Origin of the sequence: Desulfosoma caldarium (assembly GCF_003751385.1) — a bacterium.
Lineage (GTDB): Bacteria > Desulfobacterota > Syntrophobacteria > Syntrophobacterales > DSM-9756 > Desulfosoma > Desulfosoma caldarium.
Window position 1 is genome coordinate 366,189 of record NZ_RJVA01000010.1, and the last position, 22,635, is coordinate 388,823.

General features: G+C 57.5%; 23 protein-coding genes, 1 tRNA gene and 1 riboswitch. Of the genes, 8 read left to right on the forward strand and 16 right to left on the reverse strand.

Annotation, left to right across the window (positions count from 1 at the left end; translation table 11 throughout):
* Window positions 1-6 precede the first annotated feature (6 nt).
* From EDC27_RS04920 to EDC27_RS04970, 10 genes are all read right to left on the reverse strand, one after another.
* The gene (locus EDC27_RS04920; protein WP_123289485.1) at window positions 7-918 is read right to left on the reverse strand and encodes a 2-dehydropantoate 2-reductase; all 912 of its coding nucleotides are present in this window, start codon (window positions 916-918) and stop codon (window positions 7-9) included.
* Window positions 919-967: 49 nt separating this feature from the next.
* Window positions 968-2,257, reverse strand: coding sequence for a phenylacetate--CoA ligase family protein (locus EDC27_RS04925; RefSeq protein WP_123289486.1), 1,290 nt, complete (start codon window positions 2,255-2,257; stop codon window positions 968-970).
* Entirely contained in the window at window positions 2,257-3,000 is a 744-nt protein-coding gene (locus EDC27_RS04930) for an ABC transporter ATP-binding protein (RefSeq protein ID WP_123289487.1), read from the reverse strand. Before EDC27_RS04930 ends, EDC27_RS04925 begins: the two co-directional genes overlap by 1 nt.
* Window positions 3,001-3,024: 24 nt before the next feature.
* Window positions 3,025-3,777, reverse strand: a complete 753-nt coding sequence (locus EDC27_RS04935) for an ABC transporter ATP-binding protein (protein WP_211334776.1) — start codon at window positions 3,775-3,777, stop codon at window positions 3,025-3,027.
* 53 nt (window positions 3,778-3,830) lie between these two features.
* Window positions 3,831-4,787, reverse strand: coding sequence for a branched-chain amino acid ABC transporter permease (locus EDC27_RS04940; protein ID WP_123289489.1), 957 nt, complete (start codon window positions 4,785-4,787; stop codon window positions 3,831-3,833).
* Between the two features lie 25 nt (window positions 4,788-4,812).
* Window positions 4,813-5,691 (reverse strand): branched-chain amino acid ABC transporter permease, encoded by an 879-nt coding sequence (locus EDC27_RS04945; protein WP_123289490.1) that lies wholly within the window; start codon window positions 5,689-5,691, stop codon window positions 4,813-4,815.
* A gap of 20 nt (window positions 5,692-5,711) precedes the next feature.
* On the reverse strand, window positions 5,712-6,872 hold the full coding sequence (locus EDC27_RS04950; protein ID WP_170161595.1) for an ABC transporter substrate-binding protein: 1,161 nt from the start codon (window positions 6,870-6,872) through the stop codon (window positions 5,712-5,714).
* A 99-nt stretch (window positions 6,873-6,971) separates the two neighbouring features.
* Window positions 6,972-7,403 (reverse strand): ACT domain-containing protein, encoded by a 432-nt coding sequence (locus EDC27_RS04955; protein ID WP_123289492.1) that lies wholly within the window; start codon window positions 7,401-7,403, stop codon window positions 6,972-6,974.
* A gap of 26 nt (window positions 7,404-7,429) precedes the next feature.
* A complete protein-coding gene (locus EDC27_RS04960; protein ID WP_123289493.1) occupies window positions 7,430-8,731 on the reverse strand; it encodes a phenylacetate--CoA ligase family protein in 1,302 nt (433 codons plus the stop codon).
* Between the two features lie 409 nt (window positions 8,732-9,140).
* Window positions 9,141-9,827 (reverse strand): tetratricopeptide repeat protein, encoded by a 687-nt coding sequence (locus EDC27_RS04970; RefSeq protein WP_123289495.1) that lies wholly within the window; start codon window positions 9,825-9,827, stop codon window positions 9,141-9,143.
* 248 nt (window positions 9,828-10,075) lie between these two features.
* On the opposite strand from EDC27_RS04970, the gene pyrR reads away from it, so the two are divergent.
* Complete coding sequence (pyrR, locus tag EDC27_RS04975) at window positions 10,076-10,735, forward strand: bifunctional pyr operon transcriptional regulator/uracil phosphoribosyltransferase PyrR (RefSeq protein ID WP_245994273.1); 660 nt, start codon at window positions 10,076-10,078, stop codon at window positions 10,733-10,735.
* Window positions 10,736-10,915: 180 nt separating this feature from the next.
* Here pyrR and EDC27_RS04980 read toward each other — a convergent pair whose 3' ends face one another.
* Window positions 10,916-11,911, reverse strand: a complete 996-nt coding sequence (locus EDC27_RS04980; RefSeq protein WP_170161596.1) for a threonine ammonia-lyase — start codon at window positions 11,909-11,911, stop codon at window positions 10,916-10,918.
* Between the two features lie 163 nt (window positions 11,912-12,074).
* Between EDC27_RS04980 and EDC27_RS04985 the strand changes: the two genes are divergently transcribed.
* A tRNA-Gly gene (locus tag EDC27_RS04985) sits at window positions 12,075-12,151 on the forward strand.
* 192 nt (window positions 12,152-12,343) lie between these two features.
* Here the strand turns inward: EDC27_RS04985 and EDC27_RS04990 are convergent.
* A complete protein-coding gene (locus EDC27_RS04990) occupies window positions 12,344-13,222 on the reverse strand; it encodes an HDOD domain-containing protein (RefSeq protein ID WP_123289497.1) in 879 nt (292 codons plus the stop codon).
* A gap of 261 nt (window positions 13,223-13,483) precedes the next feature.
* On the opposite strand from EDC27_RS04990, the gene EDC27_RS04995 reads away from it, so the two are divergent.
* On the forward strand, window positions 13,484-14,551 hold the full coding sequence (locus tag EDC27_RS04995) for a lysylphosphatidylglycerol synthase transmembrane domain-containing protein (protein WP_170161597.1): 1,068 nt from the start codon (window positions 13,484-13,486) through the stop codon (window positions 14,549-14,551).
* Complete coding sequence (locus EDC27_RS05000) at window positions 14,535-15,089, forward strand: hypothetical protein (RefSeq protein WP_123289499.1); 555 nt, start codon at window positions 14,535-14,537, stop codon at window positions 15,087-15,089. The genes EDC27_RS04995 and EDC27_RS05000 overlap by 17 nt, the downstream gene beginning before the upstream one ends.
* On the opposite strand, the gene EDC27_RS05005 is transcribed toward EDC27_RS05000, so the two are convergent.
* Entirely contained in the window at window positions 15,050-15,544 is a 495-nt protein-coding gene (locus EDC27_RS05005; RefSeq protein ID WP_123289500.1) for a hypothetical protein, read from the reverse strand. The genes EDC27_RS05000 and EDC27_RS05005 overlap by 40 nt on opposite strands.
* 139 nt (window positions 15,545-15,683) lie before the next feature.
* Here EDC27_RS05005 and EDC27_RS05010 point away from each other — a divergent pair, with 139 nt between their 5' ends.
* Window positions 15,684-16,469 (forward strand): epoxyqueuosine reductase, encoded by a 786-nt coding sequence (locus tag EDC27_RS05010; RefSeq protein WP_123289686.1) that lies wholly within the window; start codon window positions 15,684-15,686, stop codon window positions 16,467-16,469.
* On the opposite strand, the gene EDC27_RS05015 is transcribed toward EDC27_RS05010, so the two are convergent.
* A complete protein-coding gene (locus EDC27_RS05015) occupies window positions 16,430-17,347 on the reverse strand; it encodes a sirohydrochlorin cobaltochelatase (protein WP_123289501.1) in 918 nt (305 codons plus the stop codon). The genes EDC27_RS05010 and EDC27_RS05015 overlap by 40 nt on opposite strands.
* Before the next feature lie 117 nt (window positions 17,348-17,464).
* Complete coding sequence (locus EDC27_RS05020) at window positions 17,465-17,713, reverse strand: hypothetical protein (protein WP_123289502.1); 249 nt, start codon at window positions 17,711-17,713, stop codon at window positions 17,465-17,467.
* Window positions 17,714-17,922: 209 nt separating this feature from the next.
* A riboswitch (cobalamin riboswitch) is annotated at window positions 17,923-18,107 on the reverse strand.
* 702 nt (window positions 18,108-18,809) lie between these two features.
* On the opposite strand from EDC27_RS05020, the gene EDC27_RS05025 reads away from it, so the two are divergent.
* The 3 genes from EDC27_RS05025 to EDC27_RS05035 are packed head-to-tail and all read left to right on the forward strand — an operon-like array spanning window position 18,810 to window position 22,089.
* The gene (locus tag EDC27_RS05025) at window positions 18,810-19,619 is read left to right on the forward strand and encodes a DUF4198 domain-containing protein (protein WP_123289503.1); all 810 of its coding nucleotides are present in this window, start codon (window positions 18,810-18,812) and stop codon (window positions 19,617-19,619) included.
* A 23-nt stretch (window positions 19,620-19,642) separates the two neighbouring features.
* A complete protein-coding gene (locus EDC27_RS05030; RefSeq protein ID WP_123289504.1) occupies window positions 19,643-19,993 on the forward strand; it encodes a hypothetical protein in 351 nt (116 codons plus the stop codon).
* A 26-nt stretch (window positions 19,994-20,019) separates the two neighbouring features.
* A complete protein-coding gene (locus tag EDC27_RS05035; protein ID WP_123289505.1) occupies window positions 20,020-22,089 on the forward strand; it encodes a molybdopterin-containing oxidoreductase family protein in 2,070 nt (689 codons plus the stop codon).
* A gap of 6 nt (window positions 22,090-22,095) precedes the next feature.
* On the opposite strand, the gene EDC27_RS05040 is transcribed toward EDC27_RS05035, so the two are convergent.
* Entirely contained in the window at window positions 22,096-22,635 is a 540-nt protein-coding gene (locus EDC27_RS05040) for a Slp family lipoprotein (protein WP_170161598.1), read from the reverse strand.

Below are 22,635 nucleotides of genomic sequence, written 5' to 3' on the forward strand. Positions count from 1 at the left end.
GTCACATCACTTACGGCTGATGCCGCACATCAAGGCGTAAAGTGTTTCCATGTGGGGAACCTGCACGCCATGGCGCCGGGCGATGCGCACCGCGTTGCCCAAAATGGCTTCCACTTCCATGGGCCGTCCGGCTTCGTAATCTAAGAGCATACTTGTCTTGTACGGGGTCATGGTGCGCGTGTCGGCGATCATGCGATCCACCACATCGTCGGGAAGCGCATGCCCCACCGCCGACGCCACGGCACACACCTCTTGCATGACCGCGCGCACGAGATTCTCTGTTTCCTCGTGGCCCAACATCTCTGCGGTGCTGGCGCCCCCACACAGCACGGACATGGGATTGAAGGGAGCATTCCACACAAGCTTCTGCCACCGTGCCGTGACCACACTGGCCGTCACCTCACAGGGCACACCGGCGCGTCGAAAGATTTCGGCCAGTTTTTCGGCGGTGCTGGAGGCTCCTTGGGGGTATCGGCCCAGCACCAAGCGGCCGTAATCCTGATGCAGCACATAGCCGGGGGCCGTGCGATGAACGCAAATGAAGGCCAGCCCGCTGAGAATTTCATTCTCGGGAAAGGCTTCGGCCACGGGTCGCTCCACATCCACGCCGTTTTGAATGAGGAGCACCGAAGTTTTCGGCCCCATCGCCCCTCGAATCAGTTCTTCTGGCCTAATGTGCTCCAGAACCTTAAGACCCACCAGAATCACGTCAGGATAGCGGCCCAGATCCTCGGCCTCTCGCACCACGCGATCCGGTCGAAAATGAAAATCTCCTGCCGGACTCTGAATACGAATCCCTTCCCGGACCACCACGGCATAGTCAGACCGGGCGACCACGGACACGCACGCGCCCCCTTGGGCCAAACGCCCTCCGTAGTAGCCGCCGATGGCGCCCGCCCCCACAACCAAAACATCCATTCGCTGCACCTCCTTAAAGATCGTCAAGGCACGCCGGACAATTCGTGAACTATTCTCGATCCGGCACCCTGGCTTGCGCTTTGACGCTTGGGCCTTCCAAGAGGCGTACTTCTACGGGAACACCGAATTCCTGCCGCAGTTCAAAGGCGGTTTTTCGCACCAGGTGTTCCAATTCTTTGATCTCGTCGCTGAAAAGCGCCTCTTCCATGCCCAGGCGCACTTCCAAGGCTTTGATGCCGCCTTGCTGCACAAGATGCACGGAAAGCCGCTGCGGCGCAAAGCCCACGGTCTGGGCGACGCGAACCGCCACCTGGTCCCTTTGTATCTTGACCCCTTGGATGACCATAAGGTCATCCACGCGCTCCGGAAGCCATTCCAGTCGAAGAAGGGTTCGCCCGCACGGACATGGTCCATTCAACACGCGCACGAGGTCGCCGGTGCGAAAACGAATCAAAGGAAACGCCTGAATGGTCAGACTGGTCAGCACCAGTTCCCCGCTCTCCCCTTCTGCCACCGGTTCCTGGGTTTTGGGGTTGAGCACTTCCACCGCGAAATGGTCCTCGGCCACATGCAGTCCCTCATGGGCGTCGCACTCATAGGCCACTGCCGGGCCGGGCACTTCGCTCAGTCCGTAATGTTGCCAGGTGGTCACATGGAGATGGTCTTCGATGGCCCGGCGCACCGGGCGTTCGGCCGGTTCGCCCACCAGGATCAAGGTCTTGAGGGACAGTTCGTTGGGATTGATGTCGGCGGCAAACAAGAGTTCCTGCATCTGCAGGGCCGAGCTGGGCGTTGTGACCAGCACCGACGTCTTGTAATCTCGAAGCACCAAAATCTGTTTGCTGATGTGCAAAGCATTCAAGGGAATGACCCCCGCCTGCAGCGCCTCGGCCCCGTCCTTGTAATCTCGGCCCCAGTTGGCCAAACCGGGATGCAAAACAATCTGCACAATATCGTCGGCACTCACCCCCGCGGCTCGCAGCGCTCGGGCCACCAATTCCTTCCACACTCTAAGGTCCCTGGCGGTGTAGCCGCTCACCGTCAATCCACCCGCGGCTCCCGGGGCCGTATGAATGCGCACGATGTCCCGCAAGGGCACGGCAAATAACCCGTAGGGATAGTGCTCGATGAAATGACGCCGTTCGGTAAAAGGAAGGCGCCTGAGGTCTTCAAGGCTCCCGATGTCCTGAGGGGACAAGCCCAAGGCTTGAAAACGGTTGCGATAAAACGGCACGCTTCGATACGCTCGATTGCAGGAAACCTGAAGCTGCTCCAACTGCTGTTGCCGTCGGTCTTCAGGTGACCACCCTTCTCCGTTGCCGTTCTTTACATCGACCATCAGGCCCTCCCCTCCGCAAATTCCCGATAATCCTTGCCCAGGTACGCCCTTTTGACTTCTTGATCGTCCAACAGGTCTTGAGCCCGCCCTTGCAGAACCATGCGGCCGGTCTCCAAAACATAGCCTCGAGAAGCTATGGTCAAAGCCGCTCGAGCATTTTGTTCCACAAGAAGAAAGGTGATCCCTTCGGCATTGAGCTGCACGATGATGTCAAAAATCTTTTCCACCAACAGGGGGGCAAGGCCCGTGGAAGGCTCGTCGAGCAGCAGCATTTTGGGGCGGCTCATGAGGGCTCGAGCCATGGCCAGCATCTGCTGTTCTCCTCCGGAAAGGGAACCTGCCGGTTGTTCTTTCCGCTCAGCCAGTATGGGAAAGAGCTCATAGACGCGTTCCAGATCCTGACGGACCCCTTCCTTGTCCCCCCGGCGCAGACGAAGGTAAGCTCCAAGCACCAGATTGTCCCTGACGCTCATGGGCGGAAACAGCCACCGCCCTTCGGGCACCAGCCCGATACCCGCCGCAACGATCTCGGGCGGTTTTTTGCCGGCGATAGGACGATCCTCCATGAGGATTTCCCCATGCCAGGGAACAATCAGACCGGCCACGGCCTTCAGCAATGTGCTTTTCCCCGCCCCGTTGGCGCCCACCAGGGCCACAATTTCCCCACGCCTGACGGAAAGGCTCGCGCCGTGCAAGGCTTCAATGCGGCCGTAGCCGGCTCGAAGGTTGCGAACCACCAACATAGAATCCAGCTGCCTTTCCGCTCTTTAGCGTTTCTTTCCCAAATAGGCTTCCATCACCGCCTCACTGGCCTGAATTTCTCGAGGAGTGCCTTCCGCCAGCTTGCGCCCCCGATCCAGAACCACGATGCGATCGCAGATATCCATGGTGAGGTTCATGTCGTGTTCAACCAAAAGCACGGTCACGCCCAAAGAGCGGATCTTTTGCACGAGCTGGGACAATCTTTCCGTTTCCACGGCATTAAGTCCGGCCGCGGGCTCATCCAACAACAGCAGCTTCGGACCACTGGCCAAAGCGCGCGCGATTTCGACGAGGCGCTGCCATCCAAAGGGTAAATCCACGGCCATGCGCTGGGCGGCATTCGCCAGCCCGACCATGTCCAAGAGTTCCATGGCCCGTTGTCGCGCCCACCGCTCTTCGCGACCCACCCACGGCCAGCGCACCATGGCATCCAGCAAGCCGCAACGGGTTCGACTGTGGAAGCCTACGAGGACATTTTCCAGCACGGTCATAGTGCTGAAAAGTTCCACGTTCTGAAAGGTTCGTCCGATGCCGCGCCGCACCAATTCGTGCATGGGCCGACCGTGAATGGCCACGCCGTCCAGGAACACGGATCCTCTGTCGGGAGTGAAGGCGCCGGAGATGATATTGAAGAGGGTGGTCTTTCCGGCCCCGTTGGGTCCGATGAGGGCATGAATGTGGCGGGGCGCCACCGAAAAGGAAACCTCATACAAGGCCTGAACGCCTCCAAAAGCCTTGCAAACTCCGTCAATTTTCAAAAAAGCCTCCCCTACGCTCACTACCGTCTCCCACCCCCGCAACAACGCTTTCCCTATAATTGATGCGCGCGGGACCGAGCGCGCTGCACGGCATCTAGGACGCCTCGCGTGAGTCCCTGGGGAAGAAAAATCATGACCACCATGAGAATCAGACCGTAGACCATCATTTCATAATCGCAAAACACGTGAAGCCACTCCGGAAGCAGGGTGATGACCGAAGCGCCGAGCAAGGAACCCCAAATACTGGCCATGCCGCCGATGACCACCATGGTGACCATGCGTATGGACATGAGAAAATCAAAGGAACTGGGGCTGATGAACCCCAAAAGATGCGCATAAAGGTATCCGGCCAAGGCGGCCATCAGGGCGCTGAAGGAAAACATCACGGCTTTGAAGTGCGCCGTATGGATGCCACTGGCGGCCGCTCCGCCCTCACTGTCCCCAAGCGCTCGAAGCGCCCAGCCCACGCGTGAATCCACCACTCGAGCGCACAAGACCAAGAACAAAACCACCGTGGCCCACACAGTGTAAAACCCGCTTCGGCCGAGTTCCACTGTGATGAACCCTAAGGCCAATGGAGGAATGCCCACCAATCCTGAGGCCCCTCCGGTGTAAGTGTCCCATTCTCGAAAGATCACATGGGCAATGATGCCCAAGCCCAAGGTTCCCATGGCCAGGTAATAGCCGGAAAGGCGAAGCACAGGCCGCCCGATGAGATAGCCCACGAGGCACGCCGCCCCCAGGACCACGGGCAGCGCAGCCAATGGGGACCACTGAAAGTGGGTGGTGAGAATGCCCGTGCCGTAGGCTCCCAAGCCAAAAAAAGCAGCATGCCCCAAAGAAATCTGCCCCGCATAGCCCATGAGCATGTTCAAGCCCAGCGCCAACAGGGTGTGAATGCCGATGACAATGAGAAGTTGCAGGGTGTAGGGGTTGTGAACCCAAAAACCGACGGCCACAACCCCCACGGCCAACGCGGCGGTCGACCACAGCCTTTTTTCGAAACCCACCGACGCTCCTTTGCTTCACCAAACCCTAGAACCGTTTCACCGCCGAAGCGCCCAACAGCCCGGACGGACGCACCATCAAAATGATCAAAAGAACCAGGAACGCAATGGCATCCTTGATGCCCGAAGAGAAATAGCCCACACCCAAGGATTCCAACACACCCAGCACAACACCTCCAAGGGCCGCCCCCCAATGGCTTCCCAGCCCTCCCAGCATGGCGGCACAAAAACCTTTGAGACCCAGCATGGTGCCCATATCGTAACTGCACATGGTGATGGGCGCGATGATCACGCCACCTACAGCCCCCAAGGCGGCACTTAGACCAAAGGCCAACAGCACCATGCGTTCGCTGGGAATGCCTAAAATCCACGCGGCGTGTCGATGAATGGCACAGGCTTCCATGGCCTTACCGCTCAAAGTGCGCTTGGCGAAAAGATGCAAGCCCGTCATCAGGGCCACCACGATGCCCAAAATCCACAGGCTTTGCGGCATGAGCGCCGCCCCCAGCACTCGCACGGGTTTCACCGAAGCCGTCAGGGCCGGCACGCTGTAGGGATCCTTGCCCCACAATCGCATGGCCACCCCCCGAAGAAAAATGCTCGCGCCCACGGTGATGATGATGAGGGTGATCGGTTCCGGTTTCTTGACCGGCCGCAGCGCAATCCGTTCCAGACAAAGGCCCAGCACGGCTACCAGAACCACGGCTATGGCAAAGGCAGCCACCAGGGGCCATCCCAGCGCCACGCTCAGAGTATAAAAACCCAGGCCACCCAACATCACCCATTCGCCTTGAGCAAAGTTGATGAGGTCCGTGGCGTTGTAGAGCACATTGAAGCCCAGGGCGATGAGCCCGTAGATGGCCCCCGTGGTCACGCCGGTAAGAAAAAACTGCAGGAACTCACTCATGGTATTGGATGCGCCCTATTTCAATCCAAAAGCTTCCAGGTACCGTTGCGAATTTCCACCATGACGAACGCGTCAGGCCCCAAGCCGTTATGGTCTTGAGCTGTCATGGTGAACACCCCGGTGATGCCCACATGGCCGGAAATCTTCTCCAGATTGTCACGAATCTTGGCCTTGTCGCCACCGGTGCCCTTGAGGGCCTTGGCCAGCATGTGCATGGCATCGTAGGCGTAGCCTCCGAAACCGGACACGCCCCCGCCGTAGCGCTTGGTGTACTCGGCGATGTAGCGGGTCAAAACGGCCTTTTGAGGATCAGAGGCCGGCAAGAGATCGGCCACGAGAATCTTCCCCGTAGGCAGACGAATGCCTTCGGCCGCTTCGCCGGCTAGTTCGATAAACTTGGGCGACGCCACGCCATGGCTTTGATACAGAGCGAAAGTGAGCCCCAGCTGGCGCATGTTCTTGGCCACCACCGCAGGCCCCGGATTGGTGCCCCAGCACACCACAGCGTCCGGATTTTGCCCTTTGATCTTCGTTAGCTGGGCCGTCATGTCCGTATCGTTGGCTCCATAGGCCTCTTCCTTGACGATTTTGATGCCGTATTCAGGAGCCTGCTTGACCAGCTGATCGCGACCGCTCACACCAAAGGCGTTGGTCACCGACAAAATGCCGATCTTTTTGATTCCGTGTTTGTGCATGTGCTTGTAGATGGTCGCCACGGCCAGGACATCGCTTTGGGCCGTCTTGAAAACGTAAGGCTTGACGGGTTCCACAATCTGAATACCGGCGGCGCAACTGATGAGCGGTACCTGAACCCGTTCCACAATGGGCATCACGGCCAAGGTGGTGGGCGTTAGGCTGGGGCCGATGATGGCCAACACATTGTCTTTACTGATGAGCTTGTTGACGGCCAGGACCGCTTTGGTGGGATCTCCCTCCGTGTCATAGATCACCGCTTCCACCGGTCGCCCGTCAATGCCTCCCTGCGCGTTGATCTCCTCAACGGCCATCTCCAGGCTTTTCTTCTCGGGGTCGCCGAGAAACGAGGAAGAGCCCGTGATGGAAAAAACACCTCCGATCTTGTACGGCTCGGCACCCCAAAGGCCCTTGGGCCCCACCATACATCCCAGCATCACCGCTGCCGCCGCCATCCAAGAAACCCACGGTCTTGCTCTGCATTCCATCGCTCTTCCTCCCCTTTTTCTAACCCTGTCTTCATGAACGGCGGCTCGCCCTTCCCCGCGACTTCATCGCACGAAGGCTTTGAGCCGCCACGCCACCCGCTACATGGTGTACAGCTTGCTGCCGTTGATGACGGTGACGCCGTTTTCCATGAGCACGCGCACCGCTTCGTCCAGATTGTCAAAGCGGAAAATGATCACCGCATTGTTTCCACTCTGCTGCACAAAGGCGTACATGTATTCCACGTTGATGCCCGCCTTGCGCAGAATGTCCAAAATCTTGTACAAGCCTCCGGGACGGTCTTCCACTTCCACCGCCACCACATCGGTCTTGCCCACGGTAAAACCGTTGGCTTTCAGAGCCTCTTTGGCCTTTTCGTTGTCATTGACGATGAGGCGCAGGATGCCGAAATCGGACGTGTCCGCCAACGACAGCGCTCGAATGTTCACGCCCGCTTCGGACAAAATGCGCGTCACTTCCGCCAGGCGCCCCGCCTTGTTTTCCAAGAAGACGGAAATCTGCTCCACTCGCATGCTCGGCCTCCTTTCTCTAGGGCCCATTAAAGTTTCCTGTTATCTATCACGCGAACGGCCTTCCCTTCGCTTCGAGCGATGGTCTTGGGTTCCACCAGTTTCACCTTGGCCGAAACCCCAAGATATTCCTTGATGTTCTTGGTGATCATCTTTTCCAGATCCTGAAGACTTTTCACCTTGTCGGAAAAAGCGGATTCTCCCACTTCAACCAGAACCGTCAGCTTGTCCAGATTGTCTTCTCGGTCCACGATGAGCTGATAGTGGGGTTCGACGCCCTGAATTTCCATGAGGACACTTTCGATCTGAGACGGAAACACGTTTACGCCCCGAATGATGAGCATGTCGTCGCTTCGGCCGCTGACGCGGTTCATGCGGACGAAGGTTCGGCCGCACACGCACGGTTCAGGGTTCAAGCTGGTGATGTCCCGCGTGCGGTAGCGAATCACAGGAAAGGCTTCCTTGGTGATGGAGGTGAAGACAAGCTCACCCGTGGATCCGGGCGGCAGCACCTCTCCTGTGTTGGGATCAATGATTTCTGCAATGAAATGGTCTTCAAAGATGTGCAAGCCCGCTTTGGCTTCCAGACATTCCACCGCCACGCCGGGGCCGATCACTTCACTGAGCCCGTAGATGTCCAGGGCGCTCAAGTGCATCTTTCTTTCGATTTCCTCTCGCATCTTTTCCGACCAGGGTTCTGCGCCGAAAAGACCCGCCTTGAATTTCAGGTCTGCGAAGTCCACACCCATTTCGCGGGCCACTTCAGCCAGATGCAGCGCGTAGGACGGCGTGCAGGTGAGAATCGTGGCCCCAAAGTCTTTCATGATCATGATCTGGCGCTTGGTGTTTCCCCCGGAAATGGGAATGACCGACGCGCCCAGTTTTTCCGCCCCGTAATGGACCCCTAGCCCGCCTGTGAACAGGCCGTAACCGTATGCGTTGTGAATAATATCCCCACGCGTGGCCCCGGCGGCGGAAAGCGAACGTGCCATGAGGGTGGCCCAGGTTTCGATGTCGCGCGCCGTGTAGCCGACCACGGTGGGTTTTCCCGTGGTGCCGGAAGAGGCGTGAATGCGCACCACGTTTTCCATGGGCACGGCAAAAAGGCCGTAGGGATAATTGTCCCGAAGATCCTGCTTGGTGGTAAAAGGGACGCGGCGAAGATCTTGCAAGCTCTTGAGATCCGACGGCTTGAATCCCACGTCATCAAAGCGCTTTCGATAAAAAGGCACCGTGGCGTAAACGCGTTGCAGCGTCGTCTGCAGGCGCCTGAGCTGAATGGCTTCCAAGGCCTCTCGGGGCAGGGTTTCGTACTCCATGTCGTAGATCATTGCTGGTGTCCTCCTCGTTCTTTGAATGCCGTGCGCGTTCAAGTAAAGAAAACAAAAAAAAGCCGCAGGTTTCATGAACCCACGGCTTTTTTTTCAAGACCTTTCGCCATGGGTTCCGTTTCCGTCTACCCATGGCTGGTTTTCCCGCTTCGGCGGGGCTTTCCTCTGGGCCCTTTCACCTACCCCGCTCGGCCATGGGTAGACTCCCTAAAAAAGAAGCCCCCCTCATCGCCGATAAAGCCCAAGTGAAAGAACCGCTTCATGATGGCCCCTGTCCTTCGTGCTATGCGCCTTTGTCAGGTCCTCTTGCGCTGCATGTTCACTCCGGTCCCTTACCCAAGGGAACGTTTCGTGTCAAGGCAAAACCCAAGGTGTCCTTCCGTGAAAGCGACCTTCGAGCTCGTGCCTTCTAAAGGCGGCTTTTTTCTGCTCTCAACAAGGCATCATCCGGATAAAAGCCCTTGACGGCCAGAGCCGCATCATAAATCTGCCGGGCTTTTTCACGGTCTCCCTTGATGGCGGTTAAACGCGCCTGATGCCATAGAGCCTCCCGCTTCAAGCCTCCTTCCACCGTGTCTGCCAGAGCCGCCCAGCCCGAGAGCGCCTCGTCCACTCGGCCCAAGGATTCCAGGCACATCATTCGCCCGTAGCTCATGATGATATCCACGGTGCCCTCTTTGGAAAAATTCTTCCCGGCTCGATCGTACCACTGCAGAGCCTCACCGTAGCGGCCATTCTCAAAAAGCAGCCGCGTCATGGTCAAAGCAGCTCCGCCCGCAGCCGCCGTCCCGTCATGCTTTTCCGCCACCGATTGCAGGCGGCTCAAATGTTCGTTTAGAGCCGCCTCATCTTTGGGATCCAAAGCTTCGGTGTCCCTCCACAAGGCAGCCAGTTCTCTTTGAGCTCGACGCTCCTTCATGTCCGAGTGTACCTCCACAGCCCAAGAGACCAGAACCACCACGACAAGCCCTCCCACGGCACCCAGGATAAGGGTTGTGTGACGCCGCCCCCATTCCAACACCCGTTGTGACAAACTCAGAATCTCGTCGGCCTTTTGCATATCCTTTTTGCGAACCTTGATCTTCTTGGCCCCCATGAAAAATCTCCTTTTTCGGCGAGGCTTTTCATCGCGTGTCTGCCCATGTGCTGGGTCTTCGCGCCCCCCTTAGCAAAGGTTTCCTTCTTTCGTCAAGAAGGGGACAAGAAGCACAGCGGGTGCCCAAAAGGGGCGGTGGCACGGCCTCGACTGGACTGACAGCTTCCATGTGGACTGTGAGCGATCGTTTTAGTGAAAGCAGAACGCCGATCAACACCACCTCGCTCAAATGGTTGACAAAGGCGTCGATGTTTCCTAGGTTGGCTTTGGTGAATCAGGCGCTTTTGGTGCGTCACGGGCGCTGGAAGCATGGCGCCTTTTTCTTTTCCCTTCACGACATGGCAGAGAACTCCATGAATGTGCAAGCCCATCATCACCTGGTCATGGAAAGCGACGCGATGAGCCGAGCTCTGGAACGCATGGCCCGCGAAATTTATCAGGAAGCCGATGATCCTTCCCTCCTGGCCCTTGTAGGCATTCACACCGGTGGCGTGTTTCTGGCCCGACGCCTGGGCCACATCTTGAAAAATCTCTACGGGCTGTCCGTCCCCATAGGGACCCTCGACATCAACCTTTACCGCGACGACTGGTCTCGGCTGCACACCCAGCCTAAGGTGCGCGCCACGGTGCTCCCTTTTTCCCTTGAAGACAAAGATATCGTGCTGGTAGACGATGTCCTCTTTACGGGTCGGACCATTCGAGCCGCCCTGGACGCTTTGATGGATTACGGCCGCCCGAAAAGAGTGCGCGTGGCCGCGCTGGTGGATCGAGGACACCGCGAACTGCCCATCTGCGCCCATTTCGTGGGTCTGGAACTGAAAACGCGATCCGATGAACAGGTCAATGTCTTCTTGCAGGAAAAAGACGGCGCGGACAAAGTGGTGCTGGAATGCCGTTCGGCCGCCTAGAGCGAGCCGTTCAAAAATCGGAGGCAAGACACCCGCCGCAACAGGCTTGAGCGCAGTGCCGCTTCCCCATGGGCCTTTCCACACTCGGTCCGCGCGAGCCGTGCTTTCTTGGCCGCCGCGCTGGCGCGCGAACGGGGTCCCTCGACGCTCTCGCCGGTGTTCCGCAAGAGTCCCTTCGGGTTAGGCCGCGGCCTGCCCGGCCAAAATCTTTTCCAACCTCTCGTACGTCATGTTCCCACCCGTCATGACTACCACCACTTTTTTCCCCGCAAGCCGGTCGCGAATCTTGTACGCCGCCGCCAAGGCCGCCGCCCCGGCCACTTCCGCCAGATTGTGCGTGTAGCGCAAAGCTAAACGCACCCCGTCCAACAACTCCTCTTCCGTCAGCAATACCACGTCGCTAACCACATCCTTCAAAAGAAGAAACGGCACTTCAAAAACCGATCGGGCCGCCAACCCATCGGCCACCGTATACGCCGAAGGCACGGTGACCTTTTCTTTGCGCTTCCATGATTCGTAGAAGGACGGAACATTGTGCGCCTGAACCCCGATGAGTTCCACGCGTGGATTGATGCCGCGAATGACCGTGGCCAGAGCGGCACACCCAGTGCCTCCTCCAATGGGCATGAGGATCGTGTCCACCTCGGGCAGCTCTTCAAAAATCTCCAAGCCCATGACCGCCGTGCCGGTTATCAGATGAGGATCATTGCCCTGCCTCAAGTAATAATAGCCGGCGTTTTCTGCCAATTCTTCGCAGTAATCCTGCGCCTCGTAAAAATCCGCTCCCTTGATGATGAGCTGCGCTCCGTAGGAGGCAATCTCAGCGTTTATTTCCGGATCGTTACCCTCCGGAACCACCACGTTGCAAAAGATGCCCTTTTCGCGCGCCGCCCAGGCCACCGCCATGCCGTGATTGCCCCGAGTAGCCACCACAATGCCCGACCGCTCCACTTCTGGCGTCACGTGGGCCATAAAATTGACGGCACCCCGCACTTTAAAAGAATTGGTGGGTAAGTGGTTTTCATGCTTCACATACACGTCCGCCCCTAAATCCGCACACAACCTTTCGTAACGAGCCAAAAGGGTTCGAGGCAATACGCGCTGCACGACACGCCGGGCCTTGAACACGGCCAACATGTTCACCTGCTCGATCATCTCTCGAAAATGCTTTTCCATGGGACCTCCTTTCGACGTCATTCACAGCCAAGGCGCACCCATGAACCAAACGTTATGGACAAACAATGTTTCATGAAATCGAATCCCACGTTCTGGCGTTAAAAGCAAGGTAAAATTCTCGTTGAAAGTTCAACGGGGCCTGTGTTAAAAGAAATTAGCTTGTGCGGGAGTAGCTCAGCTGGCTAGAGCATCAGCCTTCCAAGCTGAGGGTCGCGGGTTCGAAGCCCGTCTCCCGCTCCACAGTGCTTATTCGGAAAAGGCCCGCTCAAGGGCCTTTTTCATTTGGCCTGTTTTGGTCCATTTTCGTGCGAGTCCAGTGTTCCTTGCCAGGCCCGACAGATGGGGGATCTCCGGGCCGGCGCTTTGGGTGGCCTTATGAGTTTGATCCCATCGGCGGTGGATTTGGCCGCGGCTGCATTGAGTCAAAAGCGGTCAGGCAAAGGCCTGAAACGTTTCCTCAATTTTGGCACGCCAGCGCTCAAGGCATTGAGCCATTTCGGCGCCATTGATGCGCAGCGCTCTTTCCACGGGGCCAAGGTTCAGCATGGGCCGGCAAATGGGCCCGTATTCCATTTTGTGACACAGGATATCGGCGATGCGGATGACGCCAGGCCAAACGGATCTTCCTTGGACGTCCTTGGGTCGATGATGGTAGGCGCAGGCCACGGCGGCCTCTTCGCCGCATTGCCACACATTAAGGCAGACGGCGCCGACGCGCGCGTGGTCGATGCCCAAATGCTCCTTTTCCATGGCCACGGAGCAGATGGCTGCGTCTTCGCCCTGGGACTGGTTGTATTGGTCTTCCAGAATGGCGTGCATGGTTTCCGGAAATCTTAGGCACATCACCGTCTTGCCCACATCATGCAAGAGCCCGCACACATAGGCGGTCTCCACGTTCTTAGATCCTATGAGGCGCACGATGTCGGAGGCGATGACGGCGCAGGCCAAGGCATGTTCCCATAGAAGTTTCTCCGCAAGGGATGAACGCCGAAGCATACCCCGCAGGGCGTAGCTGAGCACAGCCGATTCGATGATTTTTCGGCCAAGCATTTGGACGGCTCGAGGTATACTCAAAGTCGTCGGATTGGAAAAACCCGGTCGATAGAGAGGCGAATTGGCGAGGCGCAGCACCAGAACGCATAGGCCAGGGTCTCCGGAAATGGTGGCGCAGATATCCTCAAGGCTGGTGTCTGGATCTTTGAGCTGTTTCATGAGATGGGAGACGGCACGGGGGAAGGTGGGGATTTCACCCACCAGGGCGAGAACCTTTTCCGTAACCTTTTCCGTGGCGTATTCGTTGAGGTTGACCATGGTCGTTGCCTGGTTTCTTTCGATGCGTACCTTTTCCCTACCCCAATCCTTAATGTCCTTTAGTAACCTTGAAACAGTCTTTTGTGCAAGCCATACGACGGATGCGTTTTTTTCACGCTTTGAGCTCTGTGGGGCCTCGGGCGGGAGTGTCCCAACGCCAAACGGGGGCAGTAAAGCACTCTGAAGATCGACTTTTCTCAGACCGTGAGCTTTGGTATGAGGAAGTGTGCTTTACACTCTGGTAACCTGAAGGAGCGTCGCGTGAAACTGCCCGTGCGACACCGCATGCGCTTATGGATTGCTGCGTTTTTAGGTTGCGCTCTGCTGCTTTTTGTGTTCCTGCGGGCGGATTTTCCTATCCTTGCCCAAAAGCTCTACGAAGTGGAACCCTTGTGGGCCTTGATGGCCGTAGGGGCCAGCGTGGTGAGCTATGTGTTTATGGGCGCTGTTCTTTTTGAATTGCTGAAGACCCTGGAGCATGGGCGACCTTTGGGTCTCGTGCTTTCCATCTCCCTGGTGTCTTGCTGCATAAACTACCTTATGCCCGTGGGCGGACTCAGCGGTCTCGCTCTGAAAGTCTATTTACTCAGCCATCAGCGCATTCCTCCAAGCCGAACCTTAAGTATTTCCATGGTCCATGGATTCCTGACCAACACCGTGGCCGTTCTCTTAATCTATCTCGGTTTTTTTTATCTTTATGGCCATGCGCAAATCCATGCCAGGCAATTGGGCATCGCGGTCGTCGTGTTGGGAATCGCTTTGGTGTTTACGTGGGTGACCTTTCAGATCCTCATCAGCTCTACTTTTCGTCGCCGAGCGTGGAACGTCAGTGTTTGGGTCGTTTATCGCATGGCGGCGCTCCTGAAGAAGTCCCAGTGGATCATTCCCAAGAAGGCGGAGGCGTTCTTTCAAAACTTTGACGAGAGCATGACGCTCATGGTGCAGAACACCTCTCGACTTGTTCTTCCCCTACTCTACGCGGCTCTGGACTGGACGTTCATGTTTCTATGCCTCAAGTATTCCTTTCAGGCCGTCCGGTGTCCCATATCCTTGAATGAACTTGCCATAGGGTTTTCTGTGGGTATTTTTGCTGGGTTGTTTTCCATCACACCCGTTTCTTTGGGTATGATGGAAGGGTCCATGGCCGGGGCCTTTTACCTTTTGGGCAAGGATTATAATCAAGCCCTTCTGGCGGTACTTTTGTACCGATTGGCCTATTATTGGCTACCTTTGGCTGTGAGTTTTGTTGTGAGCCGGCGCGTTTTTCCCCACCTTCGGCTTGAAGAGCCGACGCGTGCCAAGGAGTCCTACGGTGAACCCTCCTCATGAACCTCCCGATCTCAGAGCGGATCGTGACCAGGTGCTCGTGTGGATTCACCGGGGGGATCAGGCCTGCGCTTGTCGCCATTTCATTAAAGCCATTCGGTACTATCAGTTGGCTTTGGATTTGGCCAGGCATCGCGGGTTTCGGGACCTTCAGGGCCGCTTGTGCCGGGATTTGGGTTATCTTTACCTGCATCATCACGCCACGGACAAGGCTCGCACCCTCCTTCAAGAAGGACTGCAAGTCTGCGCCGACGACGCCGTTCTGAGCTTTGGGCTCTTGAGCAACCTAGTCTCCGTCTCCATGTTGGAAAACGATTACCGGCAGGGACTAGCCCAACTGAATGAAGCCCTGGACGTCTTTGAAAAAGCCTATCCCGACATCAGCGCCGCCCCGTTTGACGTGATGGCCTCCTATGCGGCGCTTTACCGACTGCGGCGAAGTCTTCGGCGCATTGTGGCGCTGCTGGACGAAGGGATTGATCCGAACAGAATCCGCGTCATCTATCGCCTGGCGCCGCCGCCCTGGGAGCCCAAAGGATGATCTTTCCAGGCGTCAAGGAGCATTTTGAGCGGATAGGCCAGCACGGGTTGCCATCGCACGCGAATGTCCAAAAAAGCTCCACGGTCGTGGAGATCTTGGAGTTCGATTTCCGGCTGCTTCTGCCATTGCAGCCTTGGAGGGTCGAGAGATTCCAGAGCCATGGGAAACGCGCTTGCGGCTACGGACGGATGCAGACGGCCTGAAGAATTGAATCGGTACTGTTCCTCCACAGGTGGGCCGTCATCCAGCGGCCGGTAACACAGGCGAAAGGAACTCCAGGGTAACACAGGGCGCTCCAAAATGAGTCGTTGGTCCGGCCAGGAACGAAATTGCGCGAAAGGCATGGGAATAAGTAAACAAAGCGCCATGGCTGCGGTGACCAGAATGTCCCACCGCCGCGCGCGGCGCTGGGCGCGCGATTCATTCCATGCGGATGCGGAAAGGGCCTCTTTCATTCAAACACCACCAGGGTCCGGAAATCTTTGGAATCGTCATGTGCACCGCTTCGCATTGTAAAGACTTGATCCGTGCGTCGCAATGAGTGAAAAAACCCGGCGGTTCGTGAAAACCTTTTTGGGTAAGAGAGGGTCTTGGATGGGCACAAAGCTTCAGGACATCATAGAAACGTCCATGCGCGCTTGGGCCGACCGTCACGGCGGGAACATCTATTGGCGACTTCCTGTGTGTGTCGGCGTCGCTGGAGTCGAGGATCCTTTGTTTGAAAAACTGAGGGAGGTTGCCGCGCCCGATCATGCTCGGCCGCAGGACCTTCTGCCTTTCGCGGCTTCGGTGATCGTCTTTTTTTTGCCGTTTCGAAAAGACCTCGCCAAGAAAAACCGATCGGATACGCCTTACGCTGCCCGCTCCTGGGCCGAAGCCTACGTGGCCACCAACGCCCTCATTGCCGAGATCTGCGAAGCCCTGAAGCATCATTTGGCCCAGGAAGGCTATGACAGCGCTACCACGCCGGCAACCCACAATTTCGATGAAAAACGCCTCGTCAGCCGATGGTCTCACAAGCATCTGGGCTACATTGCCGGGCTCGGAACCTTTGGCGTTCATCACCAGCTCATCACGCATCAAGGGGCGTGCGGCCGACTGGGCAGTTTGGTGACGACCAAACCCATGGCGCCGACGCCACGCCCCACCGTGGAATACTGCCTCGCCAAATCGGGTCATCCGTGCACGGCATGCGTTCGCCGCTGCACCTTTGGAGCACTCACCCTCGACGGGCTGGACCGGCATCGCTGCTACGCCCAGCTCTTGGAAAACGATCGCCACTTCAAGGATCTTCCCCTGGTGGATGTGTGCGGCAAATGCGTGGCCGATGTACCGTGCAGTTATGGCATTCCCAAAGCCTCCATGGCCGATTGCAGGTGACGGATCCAAACGTCCACCACCGCCGGAACTTCTCCCATGCCGCGAAAGACCGGAACCGCCTTAATGCCCTGGGCTTCCAGCTGAGATTTCCAACTGTCGGGCTCTTCACCTGCCATATCGTTGCGAGCGTGGTCACCGGCGACAACCATGAAGGGCACCAAGTAGGCCTTGGGCACGCGGCGGCTTTTTAAAGTGGACAGAACGTTTTCAAAGGGAAGAGCCCCTTCCACCGTGGCAAGATACATGTTGCTATCCTGTTTTCGAAAGTAGCTGTCCATGGCGACGTAGGCGGCATCGGCGGGATGGTGCTCACTGCCGTGCCCCATGTAGATCACCGCTTCATTGGGCTTTCGCTCTAAAGGCACACTCTCTGCCATGGCTCGCGCCACCTGGACCATGTCTTCGGCGGATGAGATGAGGGGCTGTGCAAAGGTGACTTTTTTGAAGCCGCCCACCATCTGCGCGAAGAACCGGGCGTTTGTGTAAAGATCATGAAACTCCGCTCCCGGAATGATATGCAGTGACATGACGGCCACGTGTGTAAAACCATCCTCCATGAGCTTGGCCAGGGCGGTTTCCGGAGCATCGAGGGATTGGCCCTGAGCGCGAAGTTTTTTGCGTATGATGCTGGAGGTGTAGGCCCAGCGCCTTTCCACTTTAGGGAAAGCCGCTGCGATGCGCTGGTCGATGAGATCGTAGGCTTTTTGGGCTTCCGGAACACTCGTTCCAAAGGCCACCACGAGAATGGCCGGCTTTGCCTCTTCGGCGGATTCATGCTTGGCCATCGCCTTTTTAACTCCCGTGCTTCCCAGAACCATCCCCACCAATCCCAGTTGTACGAGAAGAACCCACGCGCCTTTTCTTAACTTGGCCACCATACGATATTCCTCCCTTTGAACGCAAAAGGCTTGACTTCTTGCCTGCGAAGCGCCGCACAACCCCAAGCCCTTTCCAGGGTTGCACCGCGTCCACGCGGTGTCCTCGCCGGCTCTCCCTTAACCGCAAAGACGCAGGGGGGCTCCGATGATGGACATGCCGCGTTCGCCGTCCACCTGAGCTCGAACACAGAGGATTTCCTGCATGCCTTGGGTGAGCATGCGCCACCAGTTTTCGGCAATCTCGAATTCCGAGCGAGCCACGCCGATGGCGTGCGCGCCAAAGCGGTCCATGCAGGCATAGGAACCCCAGCTGTCCTCGTGGAGTTCTCCCCCTTGGGTCACATAGACAATCAATCCTCTTTTCATCAGAATCCTCCGTTTTTTGAAGGCGCCCGGGGCCCATGGGTGCAACCCCGGGCGGTCAAAGGGTAAATGGAACGATGAGGAGGGTGGTGCTGGGAAAAAGGTGGGCCGCCTTTTTCCCCAAAAAAAATCCTTAGAGCCGACGGCTCTAAGGATTGCACCCAGTTTCGCTTAGTCCTCACGCGGGAAACATGACGGCATGCACCCGTGCCGCATTTCCCAACGATCAGGCAGGTCTTCTGGCTCACGGATCGTCCGAGCGCTTGCACCTTCCCAACGCCTTGGCGGCGTCAGTGGTTTCGTCGCAAGCGCCGTCCCCGTTCACAGCGGCGGGACCGCTCCCGACTTTCACGGGATTCCCTTTTAAGCAGCAAGCACCTGATCGCTCCGGCAACTTGTGACTTCCTGCTACCGCTCCGGCCTCACCCTTGTCAAGAGAAATTTTCTCGACCCCCTGCGGGACCATTTGAGACGCCAAAAGCCCCCTGGCCCTTCCTCTGTGAACGGTCCCTGCAGAAGCGGCATACGGTGCGAAATATTGTGGCGCCTTGCGAAGCTCTTGGACTGTGAGCAGCCCCGTTGGGATTTTACGACCCCTGGTAGACGCCAACATATCCTACACCTCAGGGGCTTTGCCCACGGTCATTTGGATGGCGTCTTCCGTTTCCACAATCTGAAGCACCGTGCCGCCGTTATGGGCCACCACCCGTTCCATCTTGGGTCTTTGCGCCGCCGTGATGAGAAAGCGAAAACTCTGACCGGGCCGCACGAATCTGAGACGTAAACTTACGTCCAGAAACCCCGCTCAGCAATCATCCCTGTAGTCGGCCACAAGATCACTGCTCGCTGCCTGGTTATTCTCAGGGCGGTCTTGTCGCATTCTTGAATCCTTTTTAAAGCGGTCTGAAACCTGTGAGTGCCTTGACACGTGTTGTGTTTTCCTTCACTTTAGTTCGTTAAGGAAAGGTCGAAGCCTTTCAAGCCCGGCCCACACAGCTTGAGGGATGCCGTCCCTCACGCCATGAACCTCCGGTCACGAAGACCTCGTGGAATTTTTTCTCCTTCAACAACCCAAGCACATCGAACAAAGGAGGTTGTCATGAATCATCGCATCGCCGTTTCGGTCTTGGCCATGGTTTTATTGAGCGGTTTTTTGGGCACGGGGTCGTCCCTGGCTCATTTTGGGCTCATTCTGCCTTCCGACGACATTGTCACGCCGGAAGATTCTAAGACCCTCACGGTGCAGGCCAAGTTCCTCCATCCCATGGAGGGGCACTACATGGAAATGGTCAAGCCCAAGCGTTTCGGCTTTGTGCGCTTGGGCCAGACAACGGATTTAACCACTTCCCTGCAAGCCCGCAAAGGGCGTGGCGCCGATCAGGACAGCGACTTCACGTACTGGGAAACCACCTATACGGTTCGAAAGCCCGGAAACTATGTCTTTTTCATGGAACCCAACCCGTACTGGGAACCCGCGGAGGACAAATACATTGTGCACTATACAAAGGTGTGCGTCCAGGCCCTTGGCCTGGAAGAAGGCTGGGACGAGCCCGTGGGGCTGGAGACGGAAATCGTGCCGTTGACAAGGCCCTATGGACTGTGGACCGGCAATGTGTTTACCGGCCGCGTGCTTCTCAAAGGAAAGCCCGTCCCGTATGCGGAAGTGGAAGTGGAATACCTCAACGAATCCCCGGATAATCCATCCAGGGTGGCAGCCCCTTCCGATCCGTACGTGACTCAGGTGATTAAGGCCGACGGGAACGGTGTGTTCACCTACGCCATGCCTCGCGCGGGCTGGTGGGGCTTTGCCGCGCTCAGCGAGGCTTCCTGGAAGCTCAAAAAGGACGGGAAACCCAAACCCGTGGAGATCGGGGCCGTCTTTTGGGTGCACACCACGGACATGAAATGATTTCGCGGGCATGGAGGGCAATCATGGGCCATCATCACGATGCCACAACCCCAAAACATGAGCACGATCACTGCACCCAGGCTTCCCATCAGGCTCATCACGGGGGCAAGCACGACGCACATTTCGGCCACGAAGGCCATACCGCTTTGGCAGAATCCGAAGGTGGTGCCCTTTCCATGAGAGAAAAGCTGGCCAAAATGCTGGATCACTGGCAGCACCACAACGAAGACCATGGGACGTCCTATCGCCGCTGGGCGCAGCACGCGCGATCGGAAGGCCTCGAACAGGTGGCTCAGACGCTGGAGGCGGTAGCGGAGCGTTCTTTGGCCCTGAATGAACTGCTAAACACGGCAAGAAAACAACTAGAGGCGTAAAACGACACCCTGCCCGGGAGGATCCCATGGCTCAGGAATGGTTTCGGACCCATTGTGCGCGATTCGATCACGGCGGTTGCGGCCTGAAAGTTTCCCTTAAAGACGGCCGTGTGGACAAGGTGGTTCCCGACCCTGACGATCCTTTCAGCCACGGCTGGCACTGCCGCAAAGGCCTTTCCGCAAAGGAACGACTGGAAAGCGATCTCAGGCTCACGCAGCCGCTGCGCCGCAATGGACCACGAGGTTCCGGGCTTTGGGAACCCATCGGCTGGGATCAGGCCCTGGATTTTCTGGCCCAGCAATTCATTCGAGCCATAGAAACAAGTGGGCCGGAAAGCGTCGCCTTTGCCCAGGGAGCACCTAAGGGACCGGAATTTTTCCTGCTTCTTCGCCTGGCCAATCTGCTTCGATGCCCCAATGTGGCGGGAAGCCAGCATGTGTGCCACATGCCTCGAGAACAAATGGCTCTGGTCACCTGCGGATTTTTTCCCGTGGCGGACCTGGAGGGTCCGTCCCGATGTGTGCTGCTGTGGGGAAGCAATCCTCCGGCCACCAATGAGGAAGGCGTGCTGGGAGGCCACCTGCACGCCTGCCTCAAACAGGGAGCGCGGCTGGTGGTCGTGGATCCCTTGCGCACGGCCCTTGCCGAAAAAGCCGATGTCTGGCTGCAGATTCGCCCCGGCACGGACGACCTTTTGGCTATGGGCTTCTTGCATATCATCCTGGAAGAAGGGATCTACGATCGGGAATTCGTTGAACGGTGGACCGTGGGCTTTGACGACCTGCGCCAGGCCGTCAAGCCTTACACGCCGCAACGGGTGGCGGCAGGATGCTGGGTCTCGGAGGAAAAGATTCGAGCGGCGGCTCGACTGTACGCTCAGAGCCGCCCGGCCTGCCTCCAGTGGGGCAATGCCGTGGAACACACCCCAAAAAGCGCCAATACCTGCCGGGCCCTGGTGCACCTCATGGCCGTTACCGGAAACCTGGAGCAACCCGGGGGCAATATTCGCGCCGAGATGCCCCGACTCCTGGCCCTCAAGGACATGATTGCTCTGGACGAGTTTCCCGATCGCCCCAAGAAGCTCCTGAACCGTCACCACGGCATCCTTCCGCGCTTGATTTCAGTGCCCAGCTGGATGGTGGTGCAGTCCATTGTGGATCAAGCCCCCTACCCCATACGGTGTCTCTACGTGCAGGGATCCAATCCCCTGCTCAGTTACACGGAAGCCGAGGTCGTCAAAAAGGCTTTGGAATCCTTGGATTTTCTTGCCGTTGCCGATCAAGTCATGACGCCCACGGCCGCTTTGGCCGACCTGGTACTCCCCGTGGCCTTGCCCATGGAATACGACGACATCGGCCACTACGGGTTGCCTCACGGCTTCATCACGGCTCGGCCAAAGCTGGTGGATCCTCCGGATGCCTGCCGATCCGACCTGTGGATTATCAATGAATGGGCCAAGCGCATGGGGTTGGGCGATCGTTTCTGGCCAAAAGCGGAAGACATCCTTGAAGCCATTGTGGCCCCTTCCGGGCTGACGTACGGGGAATTTTGCCAAAGGGGCGTGCTTTTCGGTCCCAAACGCTATCGCACCTACCAGGACAAAGGGTTCAAGACACCATCCGGGAAGGTGGAATTGCGCTCAAGCCTTATGGAAAAATGGGGTTTCGCCGGGTTGCCGGCCGCCGAGGATCCTGAACCCTTACCGGATGATTTTCCTTTCCTGCTCACCAGCCGAAAGCCTAAGGATTTCTTTCATTCGGCGTATCGCCACCTGGAACGCCTTCGCCGAGAGCATCGAGAACCTACGGTCTGGATTTCGTTGGATTCGGCATCACGGTTAGGCATCAGCGAAGGCCAGGAAATTTTCATTGAAACCGCTCACGGGCGCATCACTCAGCGCGCCCATCTCACGGACGCCCTGCAGCATCCCGTGGTTCTCGCAGACTTTGGGTGGTGGTTTCCGGAAAAGGTCGATGATCCCATGCGCGGATGGCAGGTATCAAATCTCAATCGAGTGACGGCAGTCACGCGAACAGATCCCGTGATGGCTACGCCGCAGGTTCGGGCCATACCATGCCGCCTCATTCCCGCATAAGGCGGGTCACCAACACCATCCATGGCCGAAATAGAACCGCCACCAGATGGGAGGGTACCGGTAGCAGTCGTAGTAGGGATCCCGAACGACCACGGGTTCCTCAGGCCACAGGTGCATTTCCATGACGGTCACCACGGGATAAACGTAAGGGACGGCTCCCAGGGGTCGTTGTTGGGTTCCCGAAAGGGTTCCCGCCACCGTGACCAAACGGTTGGGCGCATACAGCGCGGTATCCAGGAATCTGAAATCCTTGGCTAAAAAACGGCCTCCGGAACGCGTGGTGCTCGAGGGCTTTCCCTGCCGGTTGGCTGGAAGTTCCAGAATTTCCAGCCAGGTCCCGTCGCTCTTGTTTTCTCCGGAGAGAATCACGCCGCTCCAAACGACCACGGTGCCCTTGTAGGCCTCGGGGTTTTTTCGAACCTCCTCCAGGCTCAGCTTCATGGCAGCCTGCTGGCGCACCTGGGGTGAGATCACGTGGGCGCAGCCGCTTAGGACCAAAACCACGCTAAAGCACCCCAAAAGCTCTATCCATCTTTTGCTTTTCAT